The organism is Bradyrhizobium sp. ARR65 (genome assembly GCF_000472385.1).
Taxonomy (GTDB): Bacteria; Pseudomonadota; Alphaproteobacteria; order Rhizobiales; family Xanthobacteraceae; genus Bradyrhizobium.
On the sequence record NZ_AWZU01000050.1, the window covers coordinates 14,405 to 30,018 of the forward strand.

Annotated in this window: 7 protein-coding genes and 1 pseudogene; 5 read left to right on the forward strand and 3 right to left on the reverse strand. The window is 58.0% G+C overall.

Annotated features, from left to right (window positions below; genetic code table 11):
• Positions 1–507 precede the first annotated feature (507 nt).
• A pseudogene (locus F758_RS52295) lies at positions 508–689 on the reverse strand (hypothetical protein); the annotation flags it as partial.
• A 429-nt stretch (positions 690–1,118) separates the two neighbouring features.
• Between F758_RS52295 and F758_RS0135120 the strand changes: the two are divergent.
• From F758_RS0135120 to mdcG, 4 genes are all read left to right on the forward strand, one after another.
• The gene (locus tag F758_RS0135120; protein ID WP_024512243.1) at positions 1,119–3,518 is read left to right on the forward strand and encodes a GAF domain-containing protein; all 2,400 of its coding nucleotides are present in this window, start codon (positions 1,119–1,121) and stop codon (positions 3,516–3,518) included.
• Positions 3,515–5,077 (forward strand): CHAT domain-containing protein, encoded by a 1,563-nt coding sequence (locus tag F758_RS0135125; RefSeq protein WP_024512244.1) that lies wholly within the window; start codon positions 3,515–3,517, stop codon positions 5,075–5,077. Before F758_RS0135120 ends, F758_RS0135125 begins: the two co-directional genes overlap by 4 nt.
• A gap of 19 nt (positions 5,078–5,096) precedes the next feature.
• On the forward strand, positions 5,097–6,344 hold the full coding sequence (locus F758_RS0135130; RefSeq protein WP_157450310.1) for a hypothetical protein: 1,248 nt from the start codon (positions 5,097–5,099) through the stop codon (positions 6,342–6,344).
• A 226-nt stretch (positions 6,345–6,570) separates the two neighbouring features.
• Complete coding sequence (mdcG, locus tag F758_RS52300) at positions 6,571–7,923, forward strand: malonate decarboxylase holo-[acyl-carrier-protein] synthase (RefSeq protein ID WP_245286679.1); 1,353 nt, start codon at positions 6,571–6,573, stop codon at positions 7,921–7,923.
• Positions 7,924–7,984: 61 nt separating this feature from the next.
• Here mdcG and F758_RS0135150 read toward each other — a convergent pair whose 3' ends face one another.
• Together F758_RS0135150 and F758_RS0135155 are read right to left on the reverse strand one after the other, a co-directional pair.
• On the reverse strand, positions 7,985–8,830 hold the full coding sequence (locus F758_RS0135150; protein ID WP_245286676.1) for a transcriptional regulator: 846 nt from the start codon (positions 8,828–8,830) through the stop codon (positions 7,985–7,987).
• 152 nt (positions 8,831–8,982) lie between these two features.
• On the reverse strand, positions 8,983–10,152 hold the full coding sequence (locus tag F758_RS0135155; RefSeq protein ID WP_024512249.1) for a type II toxin-antitoxin system HipA family toxin: 1,170 nt from the start codon (positions 10,150–10,152) through the stop codon (positions 8,983–8,985).
• Positions 10,153–10,367: 215 nt separating this feature from the next.
• Here F758_RS0135155 and F758_RS0135160 point away from each other — a divergent pair, with 215 nt between their 5' ends.
• Positions 10,368–15,608 (forward strand): NACHT domain-containing protein, encoded by a 5,241-nt coding sequence (locus F758_RS0135160; RefSeq protein WP_157450311.1) that lies wholly within the window; start codon positions 10,368–10,370, stop codon positions 15,606–15,608.
• Positions 15,609–15,614: the final 6 nt, after the last annotated feature.

A 15,614-nucleotide genomic window follows, 5' to 3' on the forward strand; every position in this document is an offset into this window, starting at 1 on the left:
CAGAAGCGTTCCGCTCGACCCGGCGCCCGTCTTCCAGAAATGCGGTTTCATGCGACAGCCAGGAACACGGGCGGAGCTGATTACCACAATGCTCTCTGGATGTACTCCGTACTCTGCGCCTCATTCTTGGAGAATGGAAACGCCATCGCACACGAGATTTCGAAGGGGCATCCCACCTACAGCGCGGCTGAAACCCAAAAAATGTACGAGCGCAAGCTCACCGAACGCGCTCGAGGCGTTGCCTACCCCAACCTGTCCACGACTCCCACAGAAGTACTCGTTTGTGCCTTTAGCGATCATCCGATATGGACTAGGACCAAACGGTCAGCCATCCTTCTCGCCGAGCATAGTCATCCGTCTCGGCTCTGTAACTTATAGGTGGACTATAGTCATTACCGCGTCGTTTTACGGCTATCACTTCCCCCCGGAGCCAGACACTATGGTGATCGAATCTTGTTGGATTCTGAGTGATTGAGCAGATCGCGACATTCATCGCGTTCGCCTAAAGCACCGGACCTCTAGATAAGTGTAGCCCGCATTGAGAGCGTCGGCGACGGCTGCGCCGGCCCCTTGAAGGCGAGCATGCGCTTCCTCCAATCATCGCAGGCGAGCTTGTCGGCTTCATTGCGCGCCTCACCCGCTATTCGGACTGAGGTGCCATACAGTCCGTTGCGGGATTTGGTGCCCACACGCGGAGAATGGCCGCGCGAGTCCAGTAAGGCAAGCCGCTAAGAATTGCGATTTCGGAAAGACACCGACCCCAAGCCGTCTTGCACGCAGTTTAGCGCCGGCCGGAGTGCCACGCGCTCGCTTGCAGCCTATCCGCGCCGCGAGCGCGATCCAGTTGGATCAGTACAGCAGCCCAAAAATGGCCCTGCTGTGTAAGCTAGATCACAATTATTCGCCCCTGGCAATGCTACCGTAATCTGGAAAAATTTCGGCCGTCGAGTACTGATCTTCCACCGTGATCGTCAAGCGGAGCCGTGCGCCGCCAAGGAATGATTCGGCTCGAATACCTACAAACTGCCTAGGAACTTCTCGCCCTTCTTGAGAGGCTCCGTTCTGCCCTTACTCGGTGGACTCGCGCTGCTTCCGCTGCCCACCTAGGAGTATTGCGCATGGCGGCTTCGAAGACGGACAGGCCCGGCTCGGGAAGCGACCAACGTGTTGCGACACTGCCGCAGGCCCTCGCAGGCGAACATAGCCTCGCTCGCTCGGTCGCTGGGATACTTAGCAACCCAGATTTCGATTGGGATGCCCTGGCGCGTGCGGTGGAGGAGGTTCGTGGCCGCGAGCCTTCAACGGATCCGGGACGTTCCGCACTTGATCGCGCAGCAATTCTAGCAATGCGGTTAAGAGGCGATGCCGCACAAGGCGCGGCTGAAATACTCGCCGCATGTGTTTCGGAGAGCGAGCCGGAGCAAATGCTCCGCAGAATGCTGGCTGTCCTTCCGAATCACATTCCTTTCGATACTTTTAGCTACAGCGAGTATTCTTATGGGGCGCCCAGCGATCCGATATTTGTGCAGTCGCGCTTTGCGCTTGACGGGAGCGAAGAGTTTCGGTGGCCGGCGCGCTGGATAGAAGTGCCTCCTACAATCGTCGCCTGGGTAGAAGGCACTGATGGTAAAAATAAATCTGGCGACCGCTTCATCTCCGACGTAGAGAACTTTTACGCAGAGCGGCCCGAAGCCGATCGTGTGAAATCAAACCTCGTGGCTCAAGAGTACGCGAGGCGAGGAATTACTAGTTTTCTGGTTGCGCCTCGCTTGGATGGTGGCCGTGTCACCGCCGTGCTGACGCTTGGTCGTCGTGCCGGTCAGCATCGCCCGTTTGATCGTTATGATCAGGACCAGTTGGACAATCTTCGGGTGGAATTGGCTTTGCGCGAGATCGGCAAAGCGTATGAGCGCCGATCCAGCAATTTGGTGCAAGAAATCATCGGCCTCTTTACTCCTGCGGCCGACCCCGCAGAACTCGCGCAGACAGCCGTGCGAAAGCTCGGAGAGGGGTACGGTCTCGAATATGTCGGGCTTTTCAGGGTGAACCGCGCTCGCGGCCGTTTTGAATTGGTCGCCGAGCACGACCGTCACGGCGAACTCCAGGTTTCACTGGAGTACACCCAGGACCTGCAGAAAGGCATGCTGGGCCACGTGCTGCGGGAAGGGCATGAGCTTTATGCTCGTAATGTGCGCCAAAAGCCGGCTCCCTACGACTACATAACGACCCGGACGGCGCAAGCTAGCGCATTGTGTCTGCCCATACACCGGGGCCGAGATCGAAATTCCGAGATTGAATGGATTCTGGATCTAGAATCATCTCAATTCGACGCTTTTCCGCGCCCAGAACAAGAGTCCCTGAAGAAGATCGTAGCAGAGGTAGAACGGTCCCTTCAGTTGTGGTTCGAGGCGCGGCTGTGCAAGGCGCTGCTCAATCTGGTCGAACAAGGAGTAGTTGTGCTGGGCGAGCAAACCCGGATTGAACGGGCGAACGCCGAAGCCCGCCGATTGTTGGGTTTGCCTGAGGGCTCTAAACTTCCATTAAATGATGAGTTTGCGGACCTGGAAGCTTTTGCGGCCGACGAAGCTACCCGCGAACTGATCCGGGAGGGTTCCCCCTCCAGTGCCGGTGCTCTTCTTCGGCTGAAAGGCCCGGACGGTACCGCACATCGCGTACTTGCTGGAAGCTCGTATCGGGACGAAGCATTCAATCGTCGCATCTGGCTCTTGCGCGATGTCGAACAACCAGAATGGGTGGGAGCACTGCATTACATGGAGGCTGCCGTGCGGACGGTAGCCGCGCAAGCTCATGGCGGCCTTCGCCTAGCCGGAGCGCTGCTCCGCAGCGCCCGGTCCACACTCGACCCGGGTATGCCGGTATACGCGCTCGTCGATCGGGCGATGCGCAGCATCACGATGGCAGATCTAACTTACGAGCGGATCGCTTGCGTTTACGACGCTATAAGAACGCCTTGGCGACGCGAAGGCGTTCTTAACGTCGGAGCCATGCTTTTGCAGTACCAGAGCTCCCTGCCTGCTGATGATGCACAAGGTCTGAAGCTCGACATTCCAGAAGCGCCAATTGTCGTCGACGCCGATCCGGAACGGCTCTCTTTCGCCATGCGCTCGCTGCTCGGTTACCTCTTGGCGTTGAGCCACCCTGGGATGCAGCTACGGGCTTCAGTATCTGCATCGCAGCACAAGGCGCTAGTCGCCATAGAACTTACAGGCGTGCCAAGTAATCTGATTGCCAGACTTGATCGGCTCTCGGTGGGAGAAAAGGATCTGACAACCGACAAAATTGCATACGCGGAAAGCTGTGCTGTTGCGGTCGCTGCACACGGGCTCGAGGCCGTCCGGGCCGTCGTAACTGCACATGGCGGTCAACTGGATCAGTATTTCGGTGATAACGGGACAGTTTACTTCAAGATCAGCGGCCTGCGACTTACCGGAGCCAGCCTAGGAAGGTCGAGAAAACGGTTCGCAACCAGTGTTCGCTCCGACCGGAGGACCTCATGACACGCCTTCTCGTGGTATCGCCTGACAACAAGTGGAGCGACTCTCTGCAGCATGAATTTGAGGCTGAGGGTATGGAGATAACTTCCATGCGTACAGAGGAGGATGCTCTCTCTGAGTTAGTCGGTAAATCTGACGGGCACTACGGTGGCATCCTCGTTCACAGCGGCCCAACTTCAGGACGGTCGCAGGAGCAAGCTGTGTTGGAAGCCACTGATCTGCTGACCGCTCTGCGTCTGGACAGAAAACTTGGTACACCGATTGTGCTGTGGGCTGAGAATCCGCCTGAGCACCTTTCGAATATCGCCCGACGTTTTGAGCATACATCGCTGCTCACCACGGATACGCTCGATACGATCAAGGCGGCGCTTCTGGCTGCCTCAGGTGGGACGGGTAAAAAGCCTAGCTTCGCAAGAATTGAAATTGAAATCGGCCGTGCAAGCCTTCGTGTTCTCATCACGGTCGATGGCAGGGGCACTAGTACGGAGCTGTACCGAACCCCGACCTGGAAGGAAAGGCTCCAAGAACTAGAGGATGAGTTCAGGAAATGGGCGCTTTTGCAACGAGATGGCAGCAAACGATTTCGCTATACTGACTACTGGGATAGGACGTTCGAGCGAGTTGGCAAGCAACTGGCCGAGCAGCTAGACAAGGACAAACTACGCAGTTGGATTGCTCAGTGCGTTCAGCAGGTCGACGATCTCAAAAGAGTGCACTTCCGCTTCAGCCTGGTGGCCGACAAGTTCGACGCGCCACATCCTTACGTCCATGTTCCTTTCGAGTTACTCTACGACACAGATAAGAGTGACTTCATACGATCGTTGGCCCCGGTCGCGCGGAGAATGTGCCTGAACGCTGCAAGCATGATTGCTGCTCCTCTCGCGAGCGCGCAGACGTTCACAGGTCCGCTTCTCTTCATCAAGTCGAATGCTCATGGCTCGTATGAGATTCCTGGAACTCGTTTTAAGGGCGATCCAGAACTCGTTCTTTCACCCCTAGAGTCGCTGGATACGGAATTCGAGGAGGTAACGGCAGCACGCGCCCAGGCTAAAACGGCGCGCTCACCGCCGTTACTACTGGAACTCGAGGCGGGTTCCGATTCTCTCTCAGCATTGGAAAAAGCACTCCAGCCCGCAGGGCAGAGCCTTGAGATCGTCCATTTCACGGGACACAGCGTCCAGGCCGACGATGGAAATGTTTATCTGATTTTGCCGGGCCGTAAACCCGGGCAGTTACTTCCGATCGCCATAAGCGAATTCGCAAGTTTGGCGCGGGATGCCGGCGTGCATCTGGTTGTGCTGTCGTCGTGCCAGAGCAGTACGCCCGACGCTGTCTTCCGGCTCGCGCAGGCGGGTATCCCGGCGGTGATTGGCTTTCGGTGGGAAGTCGACGACAGCGAGGCTCCCTGCTTTACCGGTCATCTCCACAGGTCGTTGGCAGATGCAATCCCGTTGGCCCGCGCTTTCCATGGGGCTCTGTGCGAGGTGAGGAGAGCATACCCGGGATCCCCGACCTTTGCATCGCCGATGCTGGTTGTACAGAACGAAGAATGGACCGTCTAATGTGACGACGGAGGTCGTCGTGCAGATACTCACGATGCTCGGTTTCAAGAAAGCGATCGACAAAATCCGCACGGCACCGACGCTTCCTCGCCTGGTCGAGCGGATCGACGCGGCTCAGATCAGGCACGATCCCCAGCCTGATCTGGTCGATGGAAAACCTTTCGTGCCCGGGGAGTGCTATTTCGGATTACGGTTGGCGGGGCTTCACTTGAAGGATGCGCGACGTTTTGCCCAACAAGTCCTGCCACTGTGCATTTGTCTGGCGGAGTTTCAGCAATCAGGCAAGCGCCAGGCCGTGCCTTTTTCTCTCGGTCCGGATACGATTAGACAACGGCTGCAACCCGCATTTTCCGGCGTAGGCGGAGATACCGAGCCGCATCCCGGCTGGGTCGAGTTGCGCGACATCGAAATTGTGCACCCGACTCCCATGTCTTTGGCGAATCTGGAGGCATTCATCGGGTTGTATGCCGTACCGGGTGACGATATCGCGCGCACGCTTCTTAACGTCATGGGATCAATCAGCCAAGCCTTCGCTGGAGGGCTCTCGCCTGCGTTTGGAATAGCGGAAAAAGTATATGACGGATTTACTGCGCTACTCGGGGTAAAAGGGGTCACGCCCGAAGTAGAGGCTCTTCACGGAAATTTACTGACTAAGAGCGGCTACCTGCTGGTTTCAAACGCACCCGACGACTCGCCGTTGAAAGGAAAGATGTTTGTATCTGGCGGTCGGCTGCGACAAGGTGAGGCACCGGAATCGCCCGTGGTCACCGGATTTGATTACTGTCTAATAGCTGTCCAGCGGCGGGAAACAGTAATCGATATCAGCAGCAACGCTCCTGATCTTTTTGGAACGCTTTGGACCCGAGTTGTCGAAGCTTTCGAGGGATCGACGGACGCTGCCCACGATGCGTTCAAACGACTGCAGCGCGTCATCTACGGTTCGCCAGATTTGATCGCTCGCGACCGAGACGCTCTGCTCGCGGGCTACCTGGTAGAGTATCAAAAGGCGGTTCAGATATTGGGACAGCTGGCTCCACCACAACCAAAGGGACGCGGCGCGGCGGGGGAAAACATTACCAAAGCGGTAAGTCGAATTCCGAAATTGTACGCGGCTCTAATGGAAAAGCCCAAAGGCGCCGCCACTGACGAAATACGTAAACGTTGGGCATCTGGATCAGGTGCGTGGATGCGCGCAGGTCAGCTTCGTTATGAACTCAACGACACACCAGCGGGTTTTGTTGGCGATACTATCATTCGCGCCCTTTGATAACTGCTGACCTTGCCCCTTCCGGTTAATCCAGTTTGAAGTTCATTCTGGCCCAGACTAGGACCAGAGCATGAGGGCGATCGGGACCCGGGCGCCGATGACAGTGCCGATGGCACCGAAGGACCGCTGGTCGCTCGACTTCGTCTCGGATCGAGGCCGGGCGCGAACACCGGCGTGGCCTCGGCCAACTGGTCGAATACGGCGGCCGCCTATCAAGGGGCGCGACATGGCTGAAGCCCTCGCGCGCCACACCATGGTGAAGGCCTCTGCGGCGGGATGGGCTGCGGCGATGAACCGCTATCCGGAACTCGCCAGCGAGCCGCTCGTCGCGGGCTGGGCGCATGCGGGACGCCCCCTCGTCGTCCGCCGGCCGGCTCGCAGCGATACCGCAGGCCTCGTTCCGCTCGGACTGCCGCTGCCGCCGAGCCATGGCAAGCGGCGCATCGCAATCTCCCTCGCTGCAGTCGATATCGTCGCGGCCGCGCCGCCGCCGCTATTGGCCGAGGCCGCAGCCGCGGCACCCGCGTCCTGGCGCGCGACGATCGACAGGCTCGTCCAGCTCCTGCCGGAGACCCGCGTCTATGGCAGCGTGGCCTGGCAGCACCTCACCGGCCTGCCCTATCTCTCGGACAGTTCGGATCTCGACCTGCTCGCTCCATTGCGTCCCGCTCACACTCTCCGCCACCTATCATGGCAAGCACCGACACTACATGATCTTGCGGCCCAACTTCTGGCCCTTGGCCCTCGCCACCTCGAGCCAACCGAGCGCGTCCTTAAATCGATTACATTCGGCTTTTCGGACGCGAATCATCTCTTCTACGATTGGGGAACATTCGGAAGCATTTTTGAGGACCGAAAGCTTTCGTTTGGACAGCGTAGGGAAATACTTCGCGGGATGAAGCAGAGGCCGCGCCATCGGAAGCGTGGAGGCTGGCTGCGGCTCTACTACCATTGGGATCGCGGCCCCATCGTGGAAACAAACTGCGGGTTAGGTAAGATCAGCGTCTGGAACGCGACATCGGGAAAATTTCCGTCGCCCAATGGAATCGAGCTGCGCAACAACGTGCGTGTGACTCTGGAATTCGGGTCGCCCGTCGATTTCGACGCAGCCTTGAGGGCCATGTACCAAATGGTTTCACTCTTTGAATTGACGGCACAAGCCCAGCAGGACATCGAAGGGATCAATCTCCAGCATGTGCACGCCGAAGAAACGGAGGTTCCACTTTCGTTGCATGTCATGAATGCCGGGCGTCGCAAGGCTGAGAAGCTGCACCCGACGGACGCGCTTACATCGCGGGCGGCATTGGCTTTCCTTTACGCGTCGTGCGCCCCGCGAACTGGTGGCCAATGCGAAGGCGCAGCGCCAACTCAAGGCATGGGAAAGTTTGAGCGGCGGCAAGTGTTAGGAGATCGTAGGCAAAGTATGAGTAGATATAAGCGTTGCGGATACCGTCGTGACAGCGGCGAACGGATTCGGGGACGTAATCGGGCAAGGCTAAGGCATTCATGTCGCCATGTAGCCCTTCGATCGTACTGCCGACGAAGCCGACTGTGCCGGCGTAGTAAGGGTCCGGCGTGAGAAGATTGCGGCCATCCTTGAGCATGTTTGATTTCCACCTCGGAATCTCGTCAGCCGCAATCTAGCTCCTGACCGAGTGAAATGAATTCGCCGTGAGGCGCTCGACCTCTGCCCGAACGCGCTCCACGGATAGCCCGCTCACGCCAAACCTTTCAAACAACGAAGCAACAAGCGGATGCAGGACTTCGGCAAGCTTTTCCTTGATCTCCTGAACCGTGACGGTCGTTTCGAGCAAGGCTTCGTCGCTTCGTGCCGCCCCACCCTCAAACATCAAGTCGCTGGACGGGTTTCCCCAATTCCGGAGGACGCGCCCCATGAGGCCTAAGTAATGCGCGCGCATGCGGACCTTAATGTCCGCCGCGTCGCGTTTCATGAGCGTTGCGAGGTCGGCTGCATGCAGGAGCAATTCACCCATGCGCCAGACCGGCAGCGTCGTGTCAAAGATTGTTGCCGGCGCAAAAGTGTCCTGCGAATCTTCCTGGTAGCCTCTGACAATAAAGGCGCGGCCAGTTGGAGCGACACGCCAAAAATCGCAATGGGCGGGATCGCCCAGGGGACGGTTCGCGCCCGTCTCATCCGTCGGCTTCAGCCAGCATTCGATTGTGCCGTCTTGCTCGCGAGGCGCGAGTTCGGGCCGGGTAAGAAACAAGAACAGGGGCCAACCCGTGTGCCGAACGACGGCCTTCTCCAGAAGGTCTTTGAATTTGCGTAGCTCGAAGGTCGGAAGATCACCTTCGAGCGCGTAGTCAAATTGATACGAGCCATTGGGAAACCGTCCCGGCGAATTGTCGGGAAGCTTCTTCGTCAACTCGCGCCAACGCGTGAGAGCGTCGGATACAAAGGCTCCCTGAACGCTGTTGGAATCGCGCTCAACGACGAGACCAACGACGCGCAGGATGTCGAACACCTTGGCAAGTGTGAGCGTTTCCTCACCACGATCGAAGGCGACCATGGTCGGAATGGAAACGCCCGCCAATGCGGCGTGCTCCTTTTGCGTGAGCTTTTCGGCGCGCCGGCGGCGGATCGCCTCTGCGACAACCGATTTCCAATTTAGAGCTTCTACTCTTCCAGGATTCGCAGGCATGCGCCCCTCACAATGTCAGAATACCGATGAACGAACCCATCGGGCGGCTCGCCGCGCGGGGGCTCGATGATGGGGGCAGCTTTTTTGACGCGTGCTTTGATATCTGTACGCGTTTGGTCGACCGCAGCCTGAGACAGGCCAATGCTTAGGCCGAATGAAGACAGCAGGGGCCACCCAACCTCGTCCAGGTTGGGTTTCTTACCATCGATCGAAAGCGCGATGTTTTGATCGTAGCCGTCATAGAGGGCGGTGTTGAGGATGTCGTAGGCAGGCGAGAGGCGAAGACCCTGCGGGGTTTCAAGCAACGAGAAATTCTTCAGATGAGCATCACAATTGCCGACCAGGACAAAAACGATCACACGACGGAAGAATTTTGAAAGATCGATTTCAGGTCGGATGGAATGTTTTTTGAGAGCCGTGGCGACCTCCTCATAGGAGGCGTCGTACTTGCCGCTAAAATCGGCTCCTCGCGGCTTGACCAGTATCTGCGCAAAGTCCTCAAGCCGGAGCTTTTGATTATCGTGTGTACGGTCGAAGCGCGTGACGACGAGGCCCACTTCGTCGAGCTTTGAGACTTGCCCTTGTGTAAAGGTGTTCACTTCATCGGCGCCAAGCAAAGCGGCCGCCCATCGCAAACTCAGGGCTTCGTTGCGGACAAGGCTGTCGAGCCGCTCCGAATTGAATTTCGCAATGTAAGGAGCCGGGCCGGTCGCGGCCGCCGGGGCAAAATGATCGCCGTCTCGGACAACAAGCAACTTGCGCTGCACGCCGGAGATCGTGCGGCCTGGATTGGCGGTGGCCTCCTTGACCAGCGGAAGGTTTTGAGCAGCACAGTTCTTGTCGCGCACGCTGACGGCGCCAATACAATCGGCGCCAAACCGTAACAGCAGTCCGAAATCATCCTGTTCCTGAAGATGGGCGACGTGGGTTTGCTTATCGCGAAGCCAGCCCTCGGGGCCGAGATGTTGAAAGAAGGGGTGCAATCCCTGCTTCCATTCGTGCTCGCGGCGGCTGACAGGAAAGCAGCAGCCGATTTCGGTGTTCCAGTCGGCGTTGTAGGTGAAGCGCGAACCTCCGGTGGCGGTTTCCTCCAGGGTTCCGGCAACTTTGTCTTTGAACAGGATCTCTGCGCTTCTGATGGCCATGTTAAGCTTTGCCTTAGTTCAGGGAGATTTTCACCAAGAAGATAAAATATAGCTTCCTTCTTGACCATTTTCCATATATCAATAATCCATAGATTACCTGTCATGGCCTAAGGCTCGATTAAGAAGCTATAGTTTACCAATATCGCTATATTTCTCAAAAACTTACCTGTGGATGAGCGCCCCTTAGGAGAAGACGTTAGCACAAGAAGCGTTGATTGCTGAACAAATACGGAACAGAATGCCATATGGCTAAAAAAACGCACCAATCAGCGAAAATTGCGGCCCCGGCGGCGACGGGCGGGGCCGGCCCTCAGTTTGAGGCCAAGGTTGGTGCGTTCTACGTTCTGCCGCTGCTGTCCGGTGGCGAGCCGCGCGGCCTGCCGGGTACCTCCGTTCGCAGCGTCGCCTTTCAGCAGCGGGTTGCGGAACACCCTCTCGACGATGTGGTGGTTAACGCGGTCAATCGGGACGGCTCCCCGGCCACGTTGGAGATCCAGGTCAAACGCAGCCTGACCTTCACCGCCTCCGATACGGAGTTTCAGGACGTCGTCGGACAAATCTGGGAAGCGGCGCAGAAGCCTGACTTTGCGACCAGCCGATACGAGGTGGCCGCCGCGATCGCGCAAACGACAACACGTATCGAGCACGCCTGCCAGGAAGCCCTGCACTGGGCGCGCCAATTGCCGGACGGCGCGACCTTCGCCGCGCATATCAACCGCCCGAGCTTCGCATCGGCCGCGATGCGCAGTTTCGTCGACGTCTTTCGCACCAACCTTGCGCTGGTCGGCGCGCCGACAGACGACGAGACGGTTTGGCGGTTGCTTTGTCGATTCAAGATTTTGGTTTTTGATTTTGAGTCAATCGGCTCGGACTATGACCATCGGGCGCGCGAACATTTGCGTTGGATACTCGCTCCCGACCAGACTGACCGCGCTAACGACCTCTGGCCGATTCTCATCGATCTTGTTGGCGCAAGCGCTCGCGCGGCCGGCGCAATGGATCGGGTTACGGTCGTCACGACACTCGAGCAGCAGCATGGAGTTCGCTTCACGGCGCATCCTTATGTGCGTCCCGTCTATGAGCGCCTGACGGAAGCCGCTGAGCAGGCTCTCGATGAGATCGACGAAAGTGTTGGTGGCGTGCGCCTTGCGCGAAACCGGCTGATCGATGAAGCGGACAACCTCCTCAGCCAACACCCGGTGATGCTGATCCAGGGTCGGCCCGGTGTCGGCAAATCTGCGGTCATGAAGCATCTTGCCGTGCACCTGCAAGCGGAGGGCTGCGTCCTAGCTCTGCGCCGCGGCCGGATTATTTCCGGCGGCTGGTCGGTGATGGCTCACACGATCGGCTGGGCCGGCTCTCAAGCGGAACTATTCAATGAGCTCGGGGCGGGTGGCGGAGCGACACTGTTCATCGACAACATCGACCAGATCGACGATACTGGCGAATGGGCCACTGTCACCGATCTGCTCTCGCAAGCCACTCGCAGCCAGGGCTGGCGCGTCGTTGCGACCTGCGGCGTCGAAAGTGATGACTGGAAGACGAAACTTCCCGCGCGCGTAAGAGCGGCCGGCATCGGCAGTCTGGTGGTGGCGGCCCTGTCGGATGAGGAAAAAGCCGAGTTATCGTCGCAGAACCAGGCACTAGCCCTGATTTTGGCCGATGGCCATCCGGCCAAGGGAATTGCGGAAAACCTCTTCTATTTGTCGCGCCTGGTCGAACTCGGTGTCGGGCAGGACTCTGGCATTGCAACCGAACTGGACCTTGCGCGTCTGTGGTGGTGCTACGGCGGCGGACGATCGGAGGACGATCGGAGATTTGCACGCTTGAAGCTGTTGCGCGCGATCGGCGCGCAAGCGATCTCGAATCCATCGCAGGCGACATTCAATGTCGACAATCTGGATTCCGCGACCGTCGCCGAATTGTTGCGTCTCGAAAGTCTGCGCGAGGAGATCCAAGGCGCAAGCGTAACGTTCCGCCACGATGTGCTGCGTGACTGGACGATTGGATTTCAGCTCCACGAAGACGCCAACCTGTTGGTAGCGCAACCGATGGAGCGGCCGCTACCGACCGTCTTGGGACGTGGACTGGAGATCGCGGCACGGTTGGCATTGGCCGATGATCCGACCGGACAGCGCTGGCTGGCGTTGCTTGCCATTGCCGAACGCGACGGCTGCCATGGGAGCTGGAAGCGGCCCATATTGCTGGCACTTCCGCGCTCTGAAGATTCTCTGACATTTTTTGTTGCACTGACACCCGTCTTGTTGGAATCGGGTGGGCGCCGTCTGCGCGACATCATTCGACTTATGATCGCGGTCGAGTCTGAACCTCTCGCCGCCTTGATCGCACGGGTAAGGCCAGACATCGCTCTACCTGCGGCAGGCGGTGGAGACTTCATCGCGCCGAAAGGTCCCGGTTGGGCTCCGCTCGTGGTATGGCTTACGATATCCGCCAGGTCTCTGCCGACCGAACTCATCCCAGAGGCCGTCAAGGTATTTCAGGCGTGGCTAATGACCACGCATAGTTACAATCATTCGATCAATGCTCAAATTGTCGAGATTCTTTTCGATTGGCTTGCGCTCGTCGAAGCTCGTGTGACGCATCGCGCCTATCGTGACATCAGCGAGGTTCCACCGAGCCTCAATATCGATCATCTAGACGACGTGCGGAACGACATCCGGATGATCGCGTTCACTTTCGCCAACCTGAATCCGTCTGCCGCCGCACAGTATCTGACCGGCCTCAATTCAGAATCGATCGCCTATCATGATCAGCAAACTCTTCTCAAATCGCCCGGAACATTGCCGGAGGCCGCCCCTGGGCCATTCGCCGATTTCGTACTGGGAACGTTGATCGAGAAGGATGATCCAGACCGTTACTATAGGCGACGCCGTGACTACGGACCGTTTGAGGTTCACGAGCATGTCTTTTTGGATGTGCCACCCGACGGCGGCCTATTCCTCTCGGTTCTCAACGCTTCCCGCGAGGACGGATTGCGGCTCGTTCGCGGAATCGTCGAGCACGCGACGCAATGGCGACGCGAGCAATATCAGGAAGAGAGAACGCCGTTTCCGCAGATCAAGGTCCCTTTTCTCGGCAATGAGAGAACGTTCGAAGGCGATCTCACCGTCTATCGCTGGGCACGGGCCACAGGTCCCTCGTTGATTACAGCCACGGCATCGAGAGCACTTGAAGCCTGGGGTCACCTCCAGATTGAAGCGGGACGACAGTTCAATGATGTCTTGAATGATGTTCTTGGTCCTGACGGCTCAAGCATCGTGTTTCTTGCCGTCGCGATTGACCTTGCACTGTCGCATTGGTCGGCCGCCGTTGATACAGCTTGGCCCTTGTTTGCCAATCCTCGGCTGCTTCAATTCGATGAGGACCGCTTCAGGCATGATATCAGCGGGGTCAATCGCCAGCCGCGTGCCACAGGACAGCAAATTCAACCAACTCTTCGCGTGGATCTTGATGCCCAGCCGTCGCGACGAACGCGCTTGTTCGACATGATCGGGCGGTATGCCTTCCGCGAGGACGCCACAGCTCTCACGCAGCTTCGGACCGCTCTCGCACAAGCCCGCGACGAACTCGACAATCAAGCTAGTGACAATGAAAATCGGATCGCGGAGCTCCGCGCGACGGTTGTGCGCGCTCTTCGCATGTTGGATGTAGCAAATTGGGAGGCCATGACTAGGACTTTGCAGGACGGCACTCAGATCGAAGCCTATCAGTTCAGGGAAATTCCCGAAGAACAACAGACGAGAGATGACCAAGCGTCGCGCGCGAGCGCCGACCTTCAGCGCATGAATATCCGGCTTCGGATACAGTCCGCTCTGCTTGAGCCCGGCTCGACGACACCGGCACTCTTGGAGGAAGCACTCGCGTGGGCGAAGGCTCAGCCCCTGGAAGCTGAACCGAGCTCGGACGAAGATGATCAAAATTACGATGCGGGGTGGAACAGGCGCGCGGTGGTGATGGCTGCGGCGCTCATCGCTCGCGACTATGAAGCCGCAGATCGCGAGGATGCGCTGACTTGGGCTCGACCGATCTTGCTGACGGCATCGGAACAAAATGACCGTGAATATTTCGGCAATGATCAGATCGAATACAACACGACGGCTTCTGCCACCCTTGGGCTTGTCGCTCTCTTTCTTCGAGATCAAGACAAGACGACGCGCAATATGATCCTGGAGCTATCAGGCCACGAACACCCTGCGGTGCTGGAAGCGTTGGCTCAGAACCTGTTGCGTTTGTGTGAAGCGAACGATCGAATTCCGCGGTCCATCGTCCGCATCGTTATGGTCACCGCAGTCCATCCCCGCCGGGCCCTTGATATCGAGCAGCAGAAGGCGAATGACCGCCTTCACCGCGAGTCGATCGATGCTGCGATTGCTGCCGAACGGGGTTGGCTTGATGAAGAAGGTGCGGAGCCGTCATGGCCCGAGCTGGCGTCGTGGCGGTCGAGGCCACGTCGGGGCATTCGTTTGGGCGACGATGGACATATTGAAGACGACAATGACGACGAGCCGCCGAGCCACTATGTCTACGAACAAGCGATCGCCAAGCTTGCCCATCATCTCATCCGCTTCACGATCAACGGCGTTCCCGTGTGGGTCAAGGACCTCTCTGTTCACTTGATGGCGTGGACCGAAGAAGCGAATGGCCCGCATGGCGAGGACGTGCGCGAGCGCGACCATCGCCCGGACACTTGGAATATCGCGTTTTTCGATTTTGTTGGGGTGTTGAGCGTTGCGCTGCCGCATGCGGAAGTCGTTGGCCTATTCTTGAATCGCATCGTGAATTTCAATGAGGAAGCCTTTTATCACGCGATGGCTTCTTTTCTTCGCGGGTATGATCGCGCGACGGTGGCAACGGACACGCGAGATCCTCAGAACCCGGTCCAGGTTCGCGAATTGCTCGCGGATCGCATCAAGCGCGGCTGGAACTATCGGCGGTTGGGGCGTGAAAAGGGATTTACAAGCGAAACCCACGCCGGCGATGCTCTGACCGCAATGTTCTACCAACCTTCGCGCTGGGCCGGCACTGTAGGTCCGACGCTTCCAAGCAATTGGCCCGGCTTGCAGGCAACCATGCCTACCCTCACGGATATCGTCGTCGGAGCGCCGACGTCGGGCTATGTGGCGGACCTATTTCTGAACCTGATTAAATCGTCGCATGACAAAGCACTCGTTCCTTTCGTCGTTCGGGCAATGACGGCTTGGTGCTCGGCCTATGGCGTCGACCGGAATTTCTGGGCGGAGAGGAACATCGGCAGCCGCGTGTGTGTCTGGTTCGATGCGGTTCTCGCGAATGATGCTGCGTGGCATACTATTTTGACCGACCGCGCTGACGAACTCTTCAAGTGCCTCGATATCCTTGTTCAGTCGGGCGTAGCGCAAGCGCGCATTCTTGAGGAAAGGCTCGCGAATCCTGAAGGTGGTCGCCGAGCCGGCTAATTAGGG